This window comes from Vibrio sp. 1874 (genome assembly GCF_033344395.1).
In the GTDB taxonomy this organism is placed as follows: domain Bacteria; phylum Pseudomonadota; class Gammaproteobacteria; order Enterobacterales; family Vibrionaceae; genus Vibrio; species Vibrio alginolyticus.
The window spans coordinates 147,538-167,964 of record NZ_JAWPOR010000006.1; the positions used below are offsets into that span (position 1 = coordinate 147,538).

Here is a 20,427-nt window from a genome sequence, read left to right on the forward strand (position 1 = left end):
AATCTATGGACCGCGGGAATAGAAAATGAAAAAATTGCTTCCACTATTTATCAGTGCAGCGCTAGGTAGCATGAGTACGTCTGCGTTCGCAGACTCTTTGGCTGAAATCTACGACTTGGCAAAACAAAATGATCCACAATTGCTCAGTGTAGCAGCACAACGTGACCAAGCTTTCGAAGCAATCACCTCAAGCCGTAGTGCTCTATTACCACAGATCAACCTTACTGCGGGTTACAATTTAACTCGTGGTGATACTGAATACGATTCAAATCTAATTAGTGACGTATCAAACGATGGCAACGCGCTAACCGCTGGCGTTAGCTTTTCACAAGCACTTTACAACCGCGCATCTTGGATCTCTCTAGATACTGCTGAGAAAAGTGCTCGCCAAGCAGACGCAACTTACGCAGCGACGCAACAGGCACTGATTCTTCGCGTGTCACAAGCGTATTTTGAAGTTCTACGCGCACAAGATAATCTTGTTTTCGTACGTGCAGAAAAAGCCGCGGTTGGCCGTCAACTTGAGCAAACTAAACAGCGTTTTGAAGTAGGTTTGTCTGCAATCACTGACGTGCATGACGCACAAGCTCAGTACGACCAAGTGCTAGCGGACGAAGTGTTGGCAGAAAACGCGCTAACTAATAGCTACGAGTCACTGCGTGAAATTACAGGCCAAGAGCACAAAGATCTCAACATTTTGGACACTGGCCGCTTCACTGCTAGCCCATCGACCGTACCAGCTGAATCGCTCATTGATGAAGCAAAAACCAAAAACCTGACCTTGCTATCATCACGTATTCTTCAAGACATTGCGCGTGACAATATTTCACTAGCAAGCTCTGGCCACCTACCAACGCTCTCTCTAGACGGTGGTTACAACTACGGTGATACTTCTCATAGCTCTCGTGACAACACGACAGACAACTTCAATATTGGTGTGAACCTTGCTGTACCGCTATACACAGGTGGTAACGTAACCTCTCAAACCAAACAAGCTGAATACGCGTACGTGGCAGCAAGCGAAGATCTTGAAGCACAGTACCGTAGCGTAGTCAAAGATGTTCGCGCACAAAACAACAACATTAACGCCTCTATCGGCGCATTACGTGCGTATGAGCAAGCGGTTATTTCTGCACGCTCTGCACTAGAAGCAACAGAAGCTGGCTTTGATGTAGGTACTCGTACTATCGTTGATGTACTGGACGCGACTCGTCGTCTATACGATGCGAACAAAAACCTATCGAACGCTCGTTACGACTACATTTTAAGTGTTCTTCAGCTACGCCAAGCAGTTGGTACGCTAAGCGAACAAGACATCTTGGACGTTGATGCAGGTTTGAAAGCGGCAAAATAACCGCGAACTGAATACTTCAGGTCTTAATAAATAAAAAACGCCAGTTGAGTTATCAGCTGGCGTTTTTTATTACTTGTAGTTCAGAGCTTAAAAGTGCCTCTGAACTACAAGTATCAAAAAGGCCGCACTTAGCGACCTTTATGAGCAAATAGCATTTCAATGCTAACAAACAGCAGCCTTAGCCCTTACCGCCTTTGATTGCATTAATGATTTCACTGGTCGAGCAGCCATCTTCAAAGTTCAATACACGAACTTCACCACCCGCCGCAATGACTTCTTTACCACCAGCAATCTCTTCTGGTTTGTAGTCACCGCCTTTTACTAGCAAGCTTGGTAGAACTTCTGAGATCAAACGCTGCGGCGTATCTTCACTAAATGGTACAACCCAATCCACAGCGCCCAAACCTGCCAACACCGCCATGCGGCGATCGGTTGGGTTTACCGGACGACCAGGGCCTTTAAGGCGTTTTACTGACTCATCGGTATTTACCGCAACGATTAGGCGATCGCCCAGTTCAGCAGCATGGTTTAAGTAAGACACATGGCCAGCGTGTAGAATATCAAAGCAGCCATTTGTCATAACGACTTTCTCGCCACGAGCACGTGCTTTTTTCACAGCTTCGATCAGTGCTTTTTCTGAAATAACACCGTAATCCGTGTCTTGGCTGCCATGTACCGCTTCTGCTAATTCAATCTCAGAAAGCGTTGACGTGCCTAGTTTTCCAACCACAACACCTGCCGCTGCGTTTGCTAGTGCACACGCTTCTTCAAATGATTTGCCTGCGGCAACAGACGCTGCCAATACAGAGATAACCGTGTCGCCTGCACCTGTCACGTCGTACACTTCTTTCGCTTGAGTTGGAAGGTGGAAGGGTTCCTGGCCACGACGAATCAAGGTCATTCCATTTTCGCTGCGTGTCACTAAAAGCGCTTCAAATTCAAACTCTTCAACCAAAGCCAGTGCTTTCTCTACTAGCTCTTGGTCAGATTTCACTTTACCTACAACGTCTTCGAACTCTTTCATGTTTGGCGTAAGAAGTGTTGCGCCACGGTAGCGTTCAAAATCCGCACCTTTCGGGTCAATGAAAACCGGAATATTTGCTGCGCGCGCTTTTTGAATGTATGCCTGAACATGCTCTAACGAGCCTTTTGCATAATCAGACATAATCACGGCTTTAACGTTTGGCAGTGCGGCATCCATTCGAGATAACACTGGCGCAGAATCTGTGTTTTCAAACTTGTCTTCGAAGTCGAGACGAATAAGCTGTTGTCCACGGCTCATTACGCGAAGCTTCGTAATCGTTGGGTAATCAGGCAGTGCAACGAAATCGCACTTCACATTGAGTGAGCTCAGCGTCTCCGTCAGCACTTTTGCAGGCTCATCTTCCCCAGTTAGACCAACAATGTGAGCATGGCCACCTAGTGATGCGATGTTCATCGCAACGTTCGCAGCACCACCAGGACGCTCTTCATTGTTTTCTACTTTTACAACAGGAACCGGCGCTTCAGGAGAAATGCGCCCGGTTGGGCCATACCAGTAACGATCTAGCATGACATCACCGATGATGAGCACACCAGCGCTGTTGTAATCAGGTAGAATTGGTTTCATTGTTGGTCTCCAAAAATTAAATCGAAGTGAGTTTATCACAGCCCTTATCGAGGCTAAATATATGGTCTTAACTGAACCACTGATTCCAAGCCTGTTTTACCCACTCCCTTTCGGCAACAAACTTATCTTCCACCACATCAGCGTCTAAATTGAGTAGATTTCGGCGGTGTATTTCGTTGCGCATTGTCGTGTAAGCACGTATCAACTGCATTGCTTGGTCTTCGTCCATAACATCTTGCGCAATGAGCGTTTCAAAGATGCGCACATTATCACACCAACGCGTCAATTTCGGCTTATCGTGACTATAGTTGAGCACTAGGTACTGAGCGAGAAATTCGATATCGGTAATCCCACCGACATCTTGCTTGAGCATAAAGCGGCCTGGCTTTTTCCCCCCAAGATGACCGCGCATTTTTTCTCTCATTTCGACAACGTCTTTTTTCAGTTCAGCTTGATCGCGTGCTTTGCACAGCACATCATGCCGCGTATTGTGAAATGCGATCGCCAGTGGTTCATCACCATAAATCATGCGCGCGCGGACAAGTGCTTGATGCTCCCATGTCCACGCGTCTTGATGTTGATAGTCGTCGAACGCGTCCGTTGGGCTAACCAACAAACCCGATGCACCGGACGGACGCAATCGGGTATCGACCTCGTATAAAATACCGGAAGCGGTGCGAGTGGAGAAAATATGAATGATACGCTGTGCTAAACGAAGGTAGAACTGACGACCATCAATCTCTTTTTTGCCGTCAGTGTAGACATTGACTGGGCAGTCATGCATGAAGACAATATCCAAGTCGGAGTTATAGCCGAGCTCCCACCCTCCGACTTTACCATAACCAATTACAGCAAAGCCTTTGCCTTCACGATCTTTCACATGCGTTGGCTCGCCATACTTTTCAGATACTTGCAACCAAGCCTGACTGATCACCGCATCCACGATAGCTTCCGCTAAATAAGTTAAATGGTCACTCACTTTCATCACTGGCAATGCGCCAGCAATATCTGCCGCTGCAATACGCAAAATACAAATTTGCTTAAACTGACGCAACGCTTCCATTTGCTGTTCCATATCATCTTCAGGAATACGCGCCAAATAATCACGCAGCTCTGTACGGTAACTGTCTAATGGAATGGGATTGTATAGCTGCGCAGGGTCGATCAACTCATCAAGCAAGATAGGATAACGAGACAGCTGCTCTGAAATCATTGGGCTTGCGGTACACAAACGTACGAGCTGCACCAGAGCCGCTGGATGCTCATCCAATAATTCCAAGTAAGTTGTGCGAGTGCAGATGTTGTGTAGCAAGTGAAGTACACGAGATAGACCAAACTGTGCATCAGGATGGGCAAAGACCGCATCAAACACTTTCGGCATCAAACGGTTGAGCACTTCGCGTCCACGTGGGCCTAACGTTTTTTTGGCCAGATCGGTTTTAAAGTTGATGATGGTTTTCGCGCATGAAGCAAAGTCTTCAATCTGAATATCCTGCTGCAAGATATGCTCAAGAACGTCTTGCTTGTCGGCCATATCCCATAGCTCATGAAAATGACGAGCAACAGTAGTCCCCTCGTCTTCTTCATCATCACCAATTAGTGATTCAAAAACTTGGTGAACATTTGCCATATGCTGCTGGGTTTGCTCAATCAATTGCTCCCAACAGCTTATTTTCATCGCGGTGGCGAGCTTTAAGCGTTCGGTTTCGCAATCAGGCAGCGTCTGGGTTTGCTTATCCGCCATTGCTTGCAACAAGTTTTCTAATTGACGCAAGTACTTGTATGCGGCTTCTAGATCGCTGACTTCTTGTGGAGTAAGCAATGCCAGCTCTTCAATACCTTGTAGCGTTTCCAACAGCCCTCGATTACGCAAAGAAGGTTCTCGACCACCTCGAATCAATTGAAAAACTTGAGCGATAAATTCAATTTCTCGGATGCCACCCGCACCTAGCTTAATGTTGTTATTCAACCCTCGGCGGCGAACCTCGCTACTGATCATCGACTTCATTCGACGCAAAGATTGAATCGCACTGAAATCAATATAACGACGAAAAACAAAAGGGCGCAGCATTTGGCGTAGCTCTTGATACTGCGGGTACATCTCACATCCCATCACCCGAGCTTTGATCATCGCGTAACGTTCCCAATCTCGTCCCTGTTCTTGGTAATAATCTTCAAGTGCGGCATAGCTCATAACCAAGGGGCCACTTTCTCCAAATGGGCGAAGCCGCATGTCGACGCGGTAGCAAAAACCATCGAAGGTTTGTTGGTCGAGCGCTTTGATGATGCGTTGACCAAGACGAGTAAAGAACTGGGCATTGGCAATGCTTCGGCGTGCGCCTTGGGTTTCACCATTCTCTGGGTACGTGAAAATTAGATCAATATCGGAAGAAAAGTTTAGCTCGCCACCACCTAGTTTCCCCATGCCGATAATTAACATCGGCTGCACTTCACCGTCCTCACTTGTTGGCGTGCCCCACTCCTGACAACACACTTGATATTGCCATTGATAGGTTTCAAAAATCATCGCTTCTGCCAACTCAGATAAGTGGCTTAAAGACGTCTCTAGAGACCATGCATGCGTGAAATCCTTCCACGCAATGTACACCATTTCTCGGTTGCGAAACTGACGCAACACGCGATGACCAGACATCTCATCAGGACATTGTTCCAACAGTTCAGCAAGACGTGAGCGGTAAGACTCCTGACGACTTAGCTGCGCTAACATACTTGGCAACTCACGGCCTAGGACTTCATCGCGATGAATGGCTTCGGTTATAAATTGGCTTAAGCCCGCCACATAACGAAATTGCTGCGCAACCTCATCGGGCCAAAGGGGAAAATAACCTGCGTCTTGGGCGTTTTGTACGGCAGATTCAGCGATAGAAATCAGTGGCGAAGGCAGCTGCATTTTTCTTCCTTGTTTGAAAAGCACGGTAACTCATTCTTTATACCAGACTGAAAGCAAATAAAAACGCCCACAAAAGGTTTGTGGGCGTTTTATCAAAAGTTCGGGATCGAATATTAAACTTGGAAAGATTTGATCTTCTTGTCTAGCTCACCTGCATTATTTTGCATCATTTCAGAGGTTTCTAGCAGCTCGGTAACAACAACAACTGAGGCTTCCACCAACTCACGTACATTGGTGAGGTTTTGGCTCATCTCTTCTGCAACACTGCTTTGCTGACCAGACGCCGTCGCGATCTGGAAGTTCATGTCATTGATTTGCGTCACTTGCCCAACAATACCATCGAGCTCAGATCCAGCATTAGAAACCAGCTCGTTTCCATCTGCCGCTTCTACAACGCTTTTTTCCATGAGTTCTACCGCAGATTCAGCACTGGTTTGCAGCTGTGCGATCATCTCTTGAATTTCTACCGTCGCTTGTTGTGTGCGTTGGGCAAGGTTACGAACTTCATCTGCAACCACAGCAAAACCCCGCCCAGCCTCGCCAGCTCGCGCCGCTTCAATCGCCGCATTCAGTGCAAGCAGGTTGGTTTGTTCAGAAATGCCTTGAATCGTCCCCACAACGCTACCAATGGCTTCAACACGTTCTTCAACTTGGTTAACCGCTTGTGCCGATGAAGCGATATCCGATGAAAGTTCACTCATTTTCGCCATTGTACTTTGCAAGAACTGCTGACCAGAAATTGCTTGCGCGGAAGCTTGCTCTGTTAGAGAAGATGCCGTCTGGGCATGTTCCGCAACCGTTTGGACCGTCGACGACATTTCACTCATCGCCGTAGCAAGTTGATCAATTTCGTTAAACTCTTCTTGCGCCGATTCCTTCGTTTCCGACATGCTCAGCGTCATGACTTCGGTGAGCGTTGATAATTCATCAGACGCATTAATTTGCATTTGAATCACATCGTGCAATTGTCGACGTGTCTTTTCTAATTCACGTGCCACGTCTCCGTATTCATCTTTACAATCCATACCAAATGGAACAGAGAGATTCTTGCTCGCCATCAGTTTGATCGCGTCGCTCAGATACTGTGTTTGACGCAACATCACTCTAGCCGCCGCTAATAAGAGCACGACAAAAACCACTATCAATAAGGCGGTTTGCCAAGCAACTTGCGTTAAGTATGCTTCATAATGCTGTTGGGCAACTTGCGCGTTTTGTGTCGCCGCTAAAAGTGAGTCGTAAAAAGTGTTTGCGTCCCACAGTTGTTTTGCCACGATCAGGACAGTACTGAAGACCATCAACATGACCATTTTAGGCACCAGTCGAATGTCGGATATGACCCTTTCCCATGGCTTAAATGCCAGCTTTTCCATTGTCAGTTCTCCACCGAGTCTTATATAGTCTTTATCTATAATCTTTATATTACTTATAGTTATGTTCGCGCTTTGCGTGGTTACGCGATTTATTTTGAGCTTCGTATGAAAAACAATGATATCAAAGACAGCACACGACCGATGGGCCTGTTGTCACTAATATTGTCTTTTATGGCACTATTTGTGATCTCTGGCTTGTTGTTTTTCCCGATCGATCACGAAACCCGTCAAGTTCTTATCGGTCTGGATTTCATAATCTGTAGTATTTTTCTACTACAGCTCACCATTGATTTGATCCGGTCCACAGATCGCTGGTTATTCCTTAAACGTCATTGGATAGATTTCGTGGCGAGCATCCCATTGATAGAGCCCCTGCGCTTTGCTCGTATTTTTCATATTATGCGAGTGGTATTAGTACTGCGTTCGTCAAAGTTCATTTTGCATCAGCTCAAAGAAAACCGCCGCGAAACCACGGTCGCCTCTATACTGCTATTGATGGTTATCCTCATAACACTCGGTTCTAGTGCAATGCTGTTTATCGAAGCGAAAAACCCAGAAGCGAATATTCGTACTGGCGCCGATGCTTTGTGGTGGGTATTTGTAACAATCTCAACGGTTGGTTACGGCGATCATTATCCAGTGACCTCCATAGGAAAGTTTTTGGCTGTCATCATCATTGTTTGCGGGGTGGGTATCTTTGGTATGATCTCGGGTCTTATCACCTCTATCCTTACTGCCCCAACGAAACAACAGACGCACAGTTCAATCAATAAAGAACGTATGCTCGAGCAGCTCCTAAGCCAACAAGCGCAAATACTAGAACGACTCGATTTCATGGAAAAAGAGCTACAACAACGTAAAACAGAGACAAAAAAATAGGACCATGCGGTCCTATTTTTTTGTTCTTATCACCAGAACGATCATTCACGCCAATAAGGCTGAACTTCCACACTGATCGCTCGGGTTTGATCCATTGCATGCAAAATTGAGCGCTCTTGACGGTGTAACCAGCGTTCTAACTGCTCTTTTTCTGCGTCGTCCAGCATATCAACCAACGGGAGCAAGTGGTTCAGCATTAGCAGATCATCGATACCATGCACTAGATCCGCCCATGGTAAACGGAAGCTGTTACGCTCATCCGAGTTATACAAACTCGCGAAACCAATACCAGTATAGAGGTTACGCAATAAGCGATAACGCTGATCAACGTACTCTTGCGCCGTCAGATCGCGCTCTGCTGGGAAAGCTTCCATTAGCTCAGCCCAAGTGCGATCGAGCTGAGTAACTGAAAACGGCATGATATTACTTGCCATTTTTTCACGTGCTTTTTCATCAAGAAATGGCTGCCAACCGCGCGCTAAGATCCAGCGGCTTAGATCCAGCAGTAACCCTGTGTAACGCGCGGAATTGAGCAACCCTAGCACTTCTTCACGGCTTGGCAACTCTTGTAACTGCTGAGTCAACTCAGATACTAAGAACTTACGTGCATCCAACTTGCGCAGCACATTGCCTTTGTCATCTAAAAGCTCTTCAAGGTGTGCATGCTCATCCAACCAACTCAGTTCTTCTTCCAACCATTTAAGCTCTTGGCGCAGAATCGCGCTCGCGCGACGAGGGACAATCCCGCCAAAAATGGTCAATGTTTGACGAATGAAACGAATGGCATTACTGATTTCACGCAGTGCTTCCACGCTGTCACGCTCAGCATAAATTTGCTCGTGATAATGCCAATGAGACAAAGCGTGCTCTAAAGAGTTGATCAAGCAAAATTCAACGGTATCCGTCGGACTACTGTCCACAAGTGCCAATGATTTTACTTCATCACCCGCATAACCGCTTGCAAGTCGATAACCTTTCGCCGCTTTGCTCAAGTTACCCAAGCGCATACCACCTTGCTCGCAAAAGCTGCGTGCCAGTGTGAATAAAGCTTCGGTTTGGCCAGACTTAAGTTCCAGTTCAACTTCGCAAATTGGCTCTTGCTTCTCTTCTTCGTCTTCACCTTTGGCTACAACTAAGCCTTGGTCAAAAGCAACTTCAATCTGACTGCCATCGGGCATGCCAATCAGCCATTGTTCACGTGTGAAGTTGGTCGAGAATAATGGCATAAGCTCGGATTGCAGCGTTTCTGCATCTTTACCTGGAGGCCAAATATCTAGAGGATGAAGCGACAGATTAGGCTCGTCGCTAGTGTGCTCAGCATTGTATTCTGGTCTTTGATGTAAGCCTGCGACGACGCGTCCTGCTGTCTTTACGGTTTGGACGAATACATCATCAAAACGGCGAATTCTTAAACCAATGTCGTGCTTTCGAAGCCATTTATCGGCAGTATCAAAATAGGTGTTACCCAAGTCACGACAACTATGCTGAAGTACTTTTGTCTCAGAAATTTTTTCTTTTAAAGTTTCTGAAAATTCAGGAGAAACAAAAAACTTCAGTTCTATTTCGGTTTCCATAGCTATACCTTTCAAAGCAGATAGAAACAGGATATTGCGTAATTTCTCACACGGCAAGAGAGAAATATCGCCGGAATGATGATCTAAAACAGTTTTAATGAGCGATTTAATGCGTTACCATGCGCGCCTTTATAGCCATCGTTCAACATTTCGCCAAGCACTCAGAAATGGTGTATGTTTTTTTAAGGTTATAGTTATTAGGTTGAATGACCATGCCAGTAAATACAATTATGGGGTTATTTGCAAAGTCCCCAATTAAGCCTTTGCAACGCCACGTTGTGTGTGTCAACGAATGTTGTTCACACTTGGTGAAATTCTTTGAAGTATCTTCAAAGGGTGATTGGGAAAAAGCAGCAGAAATCCGTGCACAAATTTCTCACCTAGAGAAAGAAGCGGATGTGCTGAAACGTGAAATCCGTCTAAAACTGCCTCGCGGTTTGTTCATGCCAGTCGACCGTACTGACATGCTTGAGCTTTTGACTCAACAGGACAAACTTGCAAACCTGGCAAAAGACATTGCTGGCCGTGTATATGGTCGTCAACTTGTCATCCCTGAGGCTCTCCAACCAAACTTCCTCGCTTACGTTCAACGTTGTCTTGATGCTGCCGATCAGGCGCAAAAGGTAATCAATGAACTTGATGAATTGCTAGAAACCGGCTTCAAAGGCCGTGAAGTGACGCTCGTCGCTGAAATGATTCATCAATTAGACGTTATCGAAGATGATACCGATGCCATGCAGATTGAACTTCGCCAACAGTTGATGGTGATTGAAGCTGACATGAACCCTATCGATGTCATGTTCCTATACAAGATTCTTGAATGGGTAGGTGGTATTGCCGACCAAGCGCAGCGCGTAGGTGCTCGTTTGGAAGTCATGCTATCTCGATCTTAAAACATAAAGTTAACGACATAACGAAGAGCATAATTAACACGTGTCATAGGGACGATGACTATTTTCATCGTCTTATGGTTTGGCGCGCGTAAAATTTTGTTCCGCTTGTTATAAAACAACTAGGTATTACGATGGATATCCTTGCGAACTACGGCACTGTCCTGATTATTGTTGCAGCGATTTTTGGTTTCATGATGGCGATTGGTATTGGCGCGAACGACGTTGCTAATGCGATGGGTACATCTGTAGGTTCAAAAGCGCTAACTGTAAAACAAGCTATCATCATTGCGATGATCTTCGAATTTGCAGGTGCTTACCTTGCAGGCGGTGAAGTAACCGACACTATCCGTAAAGGTGTAATCGAAACTTCTTTATTTGCTAGTCAACCAGATGTTCTTGTCTACGGCATGATGTCTGCGCTTTTAGCAGCAGGTACATGGCTGCTTCTTGCTTCTTACATGGGCTGGCCAGTATCAACGACTCACTCAATCATCGGTGCAATCATTGGTTTTGCATGCGTATCAGTAGGTACTGAAGCGGTTGACTGGGGCAGCGTTCAAGGCATTGTTGGTAGCTGGATTATTACGCCAGTGATTTCAGGTTTCTTTGCTTACGTTATCTTTGTCAGCGCACAGCGCCTGATTTTTGATACTGAGAACCCTCTGTTTAACGCAAAACGTTTTGTACCTGTTTACATGTTCATCACAACAATGGTGATTGCACTTGTAACCATCAAAAAAGGTCTAAAACACGTTGGTCTTCACCTGACCAATGGTGAAGCCTGGATGTGGGCAGCAGCAGTTTCAGCACTTGTGATGATTGGCGGCTACGTATACATCCAGAAAAAATTCGCTAATCGCGAAGAAGACCGCAGCTTTTCTGGCGTGGAAGGTATCTTCAGCGTTCTGATGGTTATCACCGCTTGTGCGATGGCATTTGCACACGGTTCAAACGACGTTGCAAACGCCATTGGTCCACTGTCTGCTGTCGTATCGACTGTTGAACACATGGGCGAAATCAGCACGAAAAGCACCATCGCTTGGTGGATTCTACCTCTTGGTGGTATTGGTATCGTGGTCGGTCTTGCAACACTGGGTCACAAAGTAATGGCAACCGTTGGTACAGGCATCACTGAGCTAACGCCTAGCCGCGGTTTTGCAGCACAGCTAGCAACAGCATGTACGGTAGTTCTAGCGTCTGGTACAGGCCTGCCAATTTCAACCACTCAAACATTGGTTGGTGCGGTTCTCGGTGTTGGCTTTGCTCGTGGTATCGCAGCACTGAACCTAGGCGTAGTTCGTAACATCGTGGCATCATGGATCGTTACACTACCAGCGGGTGCGTTATTGGCCGTAGTATTCTTCTACGGACTTCAAGCGATGTTCGCTTAAGACACTCGTCAATAGAATGTAAGCGCTTTGTCATTATTGACTCAAACGCACAGAAAGGGAGGCTTTGCCTCCCTTCTTTGTTGCACCGAGGTTTGAAACTGCATACTATTCGTCTATTTCCGGCTCCAATCATTCGGTGCCAACGCTGTCTCCAAGAAAAATCGTTAAGGGATTTACTGTGAAAAAACTAATCATCACGGTTTTGTTTACTTTGCTAGCAGCGCCAGCGGCCCTAGCAGCAGACCGTTATATTTCTGATGACCTCTTCACTTTTATGCACTCAGGTCCAAATAACACCTACCGTATTATTGGTAGTGTTAACGCCGGTTCTAAAGTACAACTGATTAAAACCAACCGAGATACTGGCTATACGCAAGTTCGTGATGACCGTGGTCGCACTGGTTGGGTACAAAGCAAGTTTGTGACAAACCAAGAGAGCATGGCAATTCGCCTTCCTCGCATTGAGAAAGAGCTAGCCGAAGTAAAAGAGCAGCTTGCTAATGCTCGTCAAACTTCTGATGCAGAGAAAGCCGGTCTTGTTACCTCTCTCGAAACACGTAACCAACAAATTTCAGATCTAGAAAATAAATACTCTGAGATCAGCGATCAGCTTACTTCTGTTGAAACAGAAAACCGCGAGCTACGCGCAAAACTGGATACACAAAAAGATGACATGCTGCTTAAGTACTTCACTTATGGCGGCGGTGTCGCAGGTTTAGGTTTACTATTTGGTTTGATTCTTCCGCATGTCATGCCTCGTAGAAAGCGCTCTCCTGCGGGTTGGGCATAAACCTCACGCTTTTATCTTTAAAAAGAACGCAAAAGCCAGTCGATATCGACTGGCTTTTTAGTTTGCTTCGTTTGACAGAAGTGAGTATTACTCCCCCATTGAACTAGAGGCTCGACGACGATCCGTTGCGCCATAAAGCTTGCCATCTTTTAGCTCAATTGCATTCAAACCGCTTACCACTGGAATAACGTGCACTGGGTAGCCAAGCTCCATAAACTCAGGCACCAACATTTCTGCGAACGTTTTCTTTTCCACCAGCAAACCAGTCGGGTCATAAGACTTGGTGCGGTCTATCTTAGTGCCATACTGGATGTTTGGTAAGTCAATAGCCTCTTGCGCTGATAAATTCCAATCCAGCACCCCAACCACGGTTTTGAGTACATACCCCGGGATTTGTGAACTACCTGGTGACCCAACCACCAAACGCAAGTTATCATCACTGTCCATCACCATTAATGGCGTAATAGCCGAACGTGGACGCTTGCCCGCTTCAATTGAGTTTTGCGTAGGCTTGCCGTTAACCGTTGGCTGAGGTGAGAAGTTAGCCATCTGCGCGTTCAAGATAACGCCATCGACCATCACACCCGAGCCCATACCCGTTCCTACCGTGCTGGTCATAGCAATTGCATTTCCATCTCTATCGACGATAGAAATATGCCCTGTATCTTTGCTCTCGAAGCCTTTATATTGCGCATACTGAGTTTGCGTTATCTGCCCTGCTTTTGGATCCTCTTCTGAAGTGCCATTACCAGGGATTAAATCACGTCTCTGATCTAGATAGGCTTTAGACAACAACTGTTCAACTGGCGCTTCCACATAATCCGGATCTCCGGCATACGCAATACGATCGGCTTTTGCAATTCGCATCGCTTCAGTCATGAGACGCCAAGGTTCCACATCCGTTTTCGCCATATGGGCAATGTCATAGGGTGCAAGCAGTTCAAGACTCTGAGCGACCATCACACCGCCCGAAGCTGGGTAACCAAAAGAGACGATTTTATTCCCACGGTAGTCGCTCTCAATGATGTCACGCTGCTTCACTTGGTAATGCTTAAAATCTTCTAAAGACAACTTCTCGTGTTGGTCGTCAATACGACTATTAACCGTCTCTACGATGTGCTGACCAAGCTCACCACCATAAAGGTAACGATCGCCTTGTTGCGCGATCTTCCTCAGCGTCTCAGCCATCTTAGGGTTCTTCATCAAGGTTCCCGTCGGCTTAATATCGTCCCCTTGCCAATACAAGGCTTTCACTTCCGGATCTTGCTCAAGTCGGCTTTGCTCTCTTACTACGATGTCGTAGGTGTAGCTGTTCATCGCGTACCCATTGCTCGCCAATGTAATCGCCGGCTTAATCAGCTCTGCCCATGGCAACTTGCCGTATTGTTCATGAGTGGTGTAAAGCAACCGCAACGTGCCCGGAACCGCAACAGAACGAGGGCCTAATATTTCGTTGCGACTGAGTACTTCCCCATTCTCAACAAACATTTCAGGGTTCGCGCTAGAAGGCGCTTCATCTCGACCATCAAGGGCCAGAAATTTTTTCTCGTCATGTTGATAAAACAGCGCGAAAGTCCCGCCGCCAATTCCGGTCATATCTGGCTCAACGACAGACATCACCATCTGCATCGCGACCATAGCATCAACAGCGTTACCGCCTTCTTTCAATATTGAGTAACCGGTACTGCTCACGTAAGGATTCGTCGCACTGACCATGAAATCTTGCCCGCGACTATCTGGTGTAACTGGGAATGGGTCTGGCTTTGCTGCATAGCTTGTCGATGCAACAATACTTAAAGAAAAAATCAGAATACGCATGTGTCTCTGTTTAGACTCCTATTATGTGATGGGGTCTAACGTGGACCAAGTCATTACTCCGAAGTTCGTGAAGATGGTGTCTTTTTACACAACGCTGACTGGAATCGCGCTATCAATAGATGAATGATATTGGTGCTATTTAAACGACTGAGAAAAGCTATATTTTGCTTGTTTGAGTATCTAAAAATCATCACCAGAATAGATGCAAAAGATGCTCTGAAAAATAAAAAGCCAGCGATGTGATTTCGCTGGCTTGATGTGTTTCTACAAGAGTTACCCTTTCCACTCATACAACGCTGGTATACGAATTTTCTCCCCTTGGAACTCAACAATCACAGCTTGCGGTTGTATTTCTCTTAGAGTGACCTGATCATCAACGACATCCCCTTGATGATACTCAACATTGTTAATTTTCACCCAACGGCGATTTTCATCACTAGCGTACATATGGGTTTGCAAATTAAGCGCAGGTAGACGCCCTTGCCACTGGTGAGCGTTGCGCTCTAAATCGTTCACGCGTGCCGTTTGTGATGACGAATTGTCATCATCTCGGGATAAGGCATTTTCGACCTTCCTAGCTAAATCAGGAGATAATGAGGATAAATCCAGATCATCCAAAGACAACCCGAGGTCCTCTTCAGCAGCAGAAGTCGTTTGGGTTGATGCTGAGTTGCGTGTTTCATCTCTGCTTGGTGTATGGCTCGTGTATTCATCGGGGGTGGTAAATGTACCAAAATCACGCGATAGCTCTGCACTTGGCCACTCTCTTGGCAATTGGGCCAACTGGGTGTTCTCTGGATAGTCCAATACTTTGAAAGGTGATACCACTTCGACCTTTTCTATCGGGGACGTTGTATCTACTTCAACACTCGGTGCAAAGAGATCTAAGTACCAAGCGACTCCGATAGCAGAAGCAGTGATTGGCAGCAAGAACAGACCTATATGTTTCACAGCTGACATTATGCGTCCTCCTTCTCGATTCTCGCCAGTTGAGGCGCATCTGGCTGAACATTTTGCTGAAGTCGGTCTAGCGTTCGCTTACCTGCAATACCATCGACACCAATTCCTTGCCAACGTTGAAATAATTCGACTCGCTCTTTCATCGCACCATCAAAAATAGACGTTTCAAGCAGTGGCTCACTCACCGCTTCTGCTAATAATCGGTCTAATACTTCAATCGCAGGGCCTTCCATGTCTAAACGTAATGTTTCATTCAGCGGAGCATGCCACAGTTCGATAATATTGCCCTGCCACAACGGCTTTAGCCACGAAACTGGCAGACGAAGACGCTGCTTACCATTGAGCACTTCAGCTTGGTCATTACCGACGGCATATAGAATGACATACCCAACATCACCTTGATAATTCAACTCCAAGATCACAGGGCGATTTTGTTGCATCAACAGCGGCCAAGTCGCCATTTTACGCTCACAACGCATAGTCGACTGCGGTTCTGACAAACAAAGGTTATCGCGAACCGATGCTTGATACCCCCACAAACGATACAAATCATTTACAGCGAGGTTCGACTGTTTTTGTGTTAACAATAAAGCACGCTGCTCATCCGTTAACTGTTGGCTGACGACGGTTGGTGTTGGCTCTACTCTTGGCTCCGTCACTTGTGTCAACACTGACGTCGCTTGAGCTGGCATATAATTCACGACCGCCCACCCCGTACTTAATGCAGCAATAAGGCCTACCGTGACAGAGCCCCAAGCAGGCCAACGGAAAGTCCGGCGCTCTTTTTTATCTTGCTGATAAATATCTGCCTGAAACTGCATCACCTCTTCACAGGCCTGCTGAACGGTTTGCTTATCCACCACCACATTACCCTGGTGATAACTAATGTTGAGGGATTTGTCACAGATAAGGTTGATGAGCCGCGGTATACCGTGACTGTATTTGGCTATAAGTTTACAAGAAGCACGATTAAACAGTTGCTGGTCGCCACCTGCTGTATGTAGTCGAAATGCGATGTAATCTTCTGTCTCTTTTTCATCCAACGGCAACAGGTGATAACGCCCGGTAATACGCTGGGCAAGTTGGCGTAGTTGTGTTGTTTGTAATAACCGCTGCAATTCAGGCTGCCCGACCAACAACACTTTGAGCAATTTTCTGGTATCGGTTTCCAAGTTGGTCAACAAGCGCAACTGCTCTAGAACGTCGGCAGCAAGGTGTTGAGCCTCATCAATGACCAGTAATGTCTGCCAACCTGAACGATAATTACGCAGCAAATATTGATGGATAACCTGGTTTAGCTGTTTGAGGTTTGCGTCTGGCGGATAGGTGATTTTGAACTCATCACAAATGGCTTCGAGCAAGTCTCTACTCGAAAACGTGGGATTGAGGATAAGACCCGCTTTGGTGTTATCACCCAAATTCGCCAGCATCGCTTTTGCGACAGTCGTTTTGCCTGTACCTACTTCGCCAGTAAGCATAGCAAAACCACCGCCATCGCCTAGCCCGGCTTGGAGATGTGTGATTGCCTCTTTGTGACGTTGGCTTAAATACAAATAACGTGAGTTTGGAACAATCGAAAATGGTTGTTCGACAAACCCAAAAAAGTCCTTATACATTAGGCTCTCCAGCTAAAAAACCACCTGAGAATAGTCAGATATAATATAAACATAGCCGCATCTACTCTCGGGAGTAAAGAAAAGTACCATTGCTTGCTACAATGTCCAACGGCATATCCATAAATTAAGAGGTAATTCGTGCAAGTTTATTTAGTAGGTGGCGCAGTTCGAGATAAATTGCTCGGAATTGATAGTTATGACAATGATTGGGTGGTCGTAGGCGCGACGCCTGAGATGATGTTGTCCCAAGGGTACACCGCCGTTGGTAAAGACTTTCCTGTATTTCTGCATCCCAAAAGTAAAGAAGAACATGCCCTTGCACGAACAGAGAGAAAGTCAGGTTCTGGTTACACTGGTTTTGAATGTTTCTTCGATCAAAACGTCACCTTAGAAGAAGATTTGATACGTCGTGATTTAACCATTAACGCGATGGCAATGGAGAGTGATGGCACGATCCATGACCCATATGGTGGCCAGCAAGATCTCAACGATAAACTGCTACGCCATGTATCAGACGCCTTTATTGAAGACCCTCTACGCGTTTTACGTGTCGCTCGCTTCGCTGCAAAGCTGGCTGATCTAGACTTTACGGTTGCCGACGAAACTATGCGGTTAATGCGTCACATGGCAGAGTCCGGAGAGCTGAGCACACTGACTCCCGAGCGTGTTTGGCAAGAATGGCATAAATCTCTCTCTACTCCTCGCCCTGATATTTTCTTATCGGTTCTACGAGACTGTGGTGCATTAACCGTGGTGTTACCTGAAATTGATGCACTATTTGGCGTACCTCAACCTGAGAAGTGGCATCCAGAAATCGATACTGGCATCCATACTTTGATGGTGGCAGAGCAAGCCGCAAAATTGAGTAACTCACTCCCCGTCAGGTTTGCCGCCCAAGTGCATGACTTGGGTAAGGGCGTGACGCCAGAGAGCGAATGGCCAAGCCACAAAATGCATTGCCATACAGGATTAAAACTGATCAAAAAGCTGTGCGAACGTGTCCGGGTACCAAATGAGTTTCGTGATTTAGCCTTGATGGTGTGCGAACAGCACTCCAATATTCATCGCGCGGCTGAACTTAAACCACAAACCATAATTAAAATACTCAATAAGCTCGATGTGTGGCGTAAGTCCGAACGTCTGCAAGATATCTTGCTTTGCTGCCAAGCGGATCACGCTGGTCGTAAAGGACCGGAAACGCAACCATATCCACAGGCGGATATTTTTAGGCAAGCCTACCAAGCAGCAGCGGCAGTTGACGTTCAAATCATAATCAAAGAGGGCTTTAAAGGCCCTGCGATTCGTGACGAGCAAGAAAAACGACGTATTGAAGCAGTGAAAGCAGCACTTAAGAAGTAACGAACAAACAAAAACGCCCGCGGATTTCGCGGGCGTTTTTCGTTAACATCAATTATGAACTTAATAGAAAAGCGAACAAACCGATGCCCAAAATCAGACGGTAAATCACAAACGGTGTCATGCCCATGCGTGAAATCATCTTCAAGAAGAAGTGGATACAGATGTACGCACTGATAAACGATGTGATAATGCCAGTCATTAAGAAACCAACATGGACAGGTTCACCACTGGTCACTAACTTCATGCCTAAGTAGCTACCAGCTAATGTAATGATTGGGATCGACATTAAAAATGAAAAGCGCGCAGCCGCTTCTCGAGTAAAGCCAAGGTAAAGCGCTGCTGTGATGGTCGCCCCTGAACGTGAAGTTCCAGGAATCATCGCTAAGGCTTGAGCAATACCGATAAATACAGCTTTCTTCCAACCCGTTTGGTATTCATCGGCAACGAGTTTAGCGTTTTTGTCTACCCACCATAGCAACAGGCCAAATACGATCGTAGTAGTCGCGATAACGTAAGCGCTACGTAGATACACTTCAATGATGTCTTTCATCAATAAGCCGAACACACAAGCTGGAATCGTCGCAATCACGATCATCCAAGCCAATTTAGCTTCTTTACTGCGATCTCCTTTAAAGATCGAAGCAAATAACGCTTGAAACAAAGTGATTACTTCATGACGAAAATAGATCACGACAGCCATTAATGTACCGACGTGAACAGCAACATCAAAGGCTAGACCTTGGTCTTCCCACCCTAAAATAGCGGAAGGCAGGATCAAATGGGCAGAGCTTGAGATAGGCAAAAACTCTGTCAGTCCCTGAATCAGAGCCAAAATAAAGGCTTCAAAATAACTCATGTAAACAACTCAAATTAAAAATGAAAGGAAACGGGTTTGAGCGAATCGACTGGCTGCATAGCATGCCAAATGTCTGCGACTGTGCGTCCATCGCCTGGGATCACTAATTGCGGTTCGAGATCATACAGCGGCTTTGTGACAAAAGGATATTTGTAGATATCACTGCGAGGTAGCTCAGGTTTTTTCTTGGAGACGCGCTCACCGAACAACACTATATCGAGATCCAGTGTTCGATCCTGATACTTTTGCGCGTTTTCTTCGCGTCCCCACTTAAATTCAATCTCGCGTAGTTGATGGCTCAACTCTTCTAATGACAACTCGGTACGCATTGCAACGACAAAGTTGTAGAAATTCTTGCTGCTAAAACCAATAGGTTCGCATTCATATATCGGTGATACGAGGAGATTTTCTCCAAGCCGTTGCAGCTCCTGATACGCAGCAAGCACATGTTGCTCTCTTTCTACGTTCGTCCCAACACCGATATAGGTGGTGATCATGCTCGGCCTCGCTCAATCACCACACCAACAGCACGTGCTTGTGGCACGGCGCCAGGCTTCGCTAGGCGGATTTTCACCCAAGGCACAGAGAAACGCTGCATGATAAGCTCTGCTACTTCTTCAGCCACGCGCTCGACCAGTAAGAAACGACCATTTTCAATGTGGTTAAGTACCGCCTCACTCACCTGCGAATAATCCAGTGCATCTTGCACATCATCACTTTTGCCCGCAGGTTTATTATCGTGTGCCATTTCAATATCTAGAACCAACTTTTGTTTGATTTGTTGTTCCCAGTCGTACACGCCAATTGTGGTGATTACTTCTAACTGTTCAATAAAAACTTTATCCAGAGCCATCTTATGTCCTTCTATTACAGAGGTCGGATACCCGTGAGGGGTAATTTGATCGTAGTATTCTATACCTAAGTAACATTTACTTTGGTCATCACAATGTTACTTAGGTATAAACTGCGAAAGCATCTTTATATACAAGAAATCACATAATGCAAGCTCTATCACAGTGAGGATTTCTGCATTATGTAAATTCGGGG

General features: G+C 46.1%; 16 protein-coding genes. 6 read left to right on the top strand and 10 right to left on the bottom strand.

All coding sequences use genetic code 11. The features are described 5' to 3' along the window. Nucleotides 1-25: 25 nt before the first annotated feature. Nucleotides 26-1,354, top strand: a complete 1,329-nt coding sequence (tolC, locus tag R8N46_RS13780) for an outer membrane channel protein TolC (RefSeq protein ID WP_005379884.1) — start codon at nt 26-28, stop codon at nt 1,352-1,354. A gap of 178 nt (nt 1,355-1,532) precedes the next feature. Here tolC and hldE read toward each other — a convergent pair whose 3' ends face one another. The 3 genes from hldE to R8N46_RS13795 form a co-directional block, all read right to left on the bottom strand. Then, entirely contained in the window at nt 1,533-2,963 is a 1,431-nt protein-coding gene (hldE, locus tag R8N46_RS13785) for a bifunctional D-glycero-beta-D-manno-heptose-7-phosphate kinase/D-glycero-beta-D-manno-heptose 1-phosphate adenylyltransferase HldE (protein WP_017633601.1), read from the bottom strand. Between the two features lie 67 nt (nt 2,964-3,030). Further along, complete coding sequence (glnE, locus tag R8N46_RS13790; RefSeq protein WP_213972404.1) at nt 3,031-5,874, bottom strand: bifunctional [glutamate--ammonia ligase]-adenylyl-L-tyrosine phosphorylase/[glutamate--ammonia-ligase] adenylyltransferase; 2,844 nt, start codon at nt 5,872-5,874, stop codon at nt 3,031-3,033. A 113-nt stretch (nt 5,875-5,987) separates the two neighbouring features. Further along, nucleotides 5,988-7,244 (bottom strand): methyl-accepting chemotaxis protein, encoded by a 1,257-nt coding sequence (locus tag R8N46_RS13795; RefSeq protein WP_005379890.1) that lies wholly within the window; start codon nt 7,242-7,244, stop codon nt 5,988-5,990. A 105-nt stretch (nt 7,245-7,349) separates the two neighbouring features. On the opposite strand from R8N46_RS13795, the gene R8N46_RS13800 reads away from it, so the two are divergent. Further along, nucleotides 7,350-8,123, top strand: coding sequence for a potassium channel family protein (locus R8N46_RS13800; protein ID WP_005387432.1), 774 nt, complete (start codon nt 7,350-7,352; stop codon nt 8,121-8,123). 41 nt (nt 8,124-8,164) lie between these two features. On the opposite strand, the gene R8N46_RS13805 is transcribed toward R8N46_RS13800, so the two are convergent. Continuing rightward, nucleotides 8,165-9,697: an inorganic triphosphatase gene (locus tag R8N46_RS13805; protein ID WP_213972403.1), complete on the bottom strand. Its 1,533-nt coding sequence runs from the start codon at nt 9,695-9,697 to the stop codon at nt 8,165-8,167. Between the two features lie 212 nt (nt 9,698-9,909). On the opposite strand from R8N46_RS13805, the gene R8N46_RS13810 reads away from it, so the two are divergent. The 3 genes from R8N46_RS13810 to R8N46_RS13820 all read left to right on the top strand — a co-directional run bounded on the left by R8N46_RS13810 (nt 9,910) and on the right by R8N46_RS13820 (nt 12,771). After that, a complete protein-coding gene (locus R8N46_RS13810) occupies nt 9,910-10,590 on the top strand; it encodes a TIGR00153 family protein (RefSeq protein WP_005379896.1) in 681 nt (226 codons plus the stop codon). Between the two features lie 131 nt (nt 10,591-10,721). Beyond that, a complete protein-coding gene (locus R8N46_RS13815; RefSeq protein WP_005379898.1) occupies nt 10,722-11,981 on the top strand; it encodes an inorganic phosphate transporter in 1,260 nt (419 codons plus the stop codon). Between the two features lie 178 nt (nt 11,982-12,159). Further along, nucleotides 12,160-12,771 carry a TIGR04211 family SH3 domain-containing protein gene (locus tag R8N46_RS13820; RefSeq protein WP_005379900.1) on the top strand — a complete coding sequence of 204 codons (612 nt, stop codon included), beginning with the start codon at nt 12,160-12,162 and terminating at the stop codon, nt 12,769-12,771. Nucleotides 12,772-12,858: 87 nt separating this feature from the next. Here the strand turns inward: R8N46_RS13820 and ggt are convergent, their stop codons facing one another. The 3 genes from ggt to R8N46_RS13835 all read right to left on the bottom strand — a co-directional run bounded on the left by ggt (nt 12,859) and on the right by R8N46_RS13835 (nt 17,165). Next, entirely contained in the window at nt 12,859-14,589 is a 1,731-nt protein-coding gene (gene ggt / locus R8N46_RS13825) for a gamma-glutamyltransferase (RefSeq protein WP_169644221.1), read from the bottom strand. 273 nt (nt 14,590-14,862) lie between these two features. Next, nucleotides 14,863-15,549 (bottom strand): general secretion pathway protein GspB, encoded by a 687-nt coding sequence (locus tag R8N46_RS13830; RefSeq protein ID WP_104975841.1) that lies wholly within the window; start codon nt 15,547-15,549, stop codon nt 14,863-14,865. Further along, entirely contained in the window at nt 15,549-17,165 is a 1,617-nt protein-coding gene (locus R8N46_RS13835; RefSeq protein WP_104975840.1) for an ExeA family protein, read from the bottom strand. The genes R8N46_RS13830 and R8N46_RS13835 overlap by 1 nt, the downstream gene beginning before the upstream one ends. 138 nt (nt 17,166-17,303) lie before the next feature. On the opposite strand from R8N46_RS13835, the gene R8N46_RS13840 reads away from it, so the two are divergent. Further along, nucleotides 17,304-18,524 carry a multifunctional CCA addition/repair protein gene (locus R8N46_RS13840; RefSeq protein ID WP_213972402.1) on the top strand — a complete coding sequence of 407 codons (1,221 nt, stop codon included), beginning with the start codon at nt 17,304-17,306 and terminating at the stop codon, nt 18,522-18,524. 52 nt (nt 18,525-18,576) lie between these two features. Here R8N46_RS13840 and R8N46_RS13845 read toward each other — a convergent pair whose 3' ends face one another. From R8N46_RS13845 to folB, 3 genes are read right to left on the bottom strand one after another with little or no spacing between them, the layout of a single operon-like run. After that, the gene (locus tag R8N46_RS13845; RefSeq protein ID WP_033906080.1) at nt 18,577-19,380 is read right to left on the bottom strand and encodes an undecaprenyl-diphosphate phosphatase; all 804 of its coding nucleotides are present in this window, start codon (nt 19,378-19,380) and stop codon (nt 18,577-18,579) included. A gap of 14 nt (nt 19,381-19,394) precedes the next feature. Next, entirely contained in the window at nt 19,395-19,877 is a 483-nt protein-coding gene (gene folK, locus R8N46_RS13850; RefSeq protein ID WP_005387457.1) for a 2-amino-4-hydroxy-6-hydroxymethyldihydropteridine diphosphokinase, read from the bottom strand. Then, nucleotides 19,874-20,233, bottom strand: coding sequence for a bifunctional dihydroneopterin aldolase/7,8-dihydroneopterin epimerase (folB, locus tag R8N46_RS13855; RefSeq protein WP_005387458.1), 360 nt, complete (start codon nt 20,231-20,233; stop codon nt 19,874-19,876). Before folB ends, folK begins: the two co-directional genes overlap by 4 nt. Between the last annotated feature and the right edge of the window lie 194 nt (nt 20,234-20,427).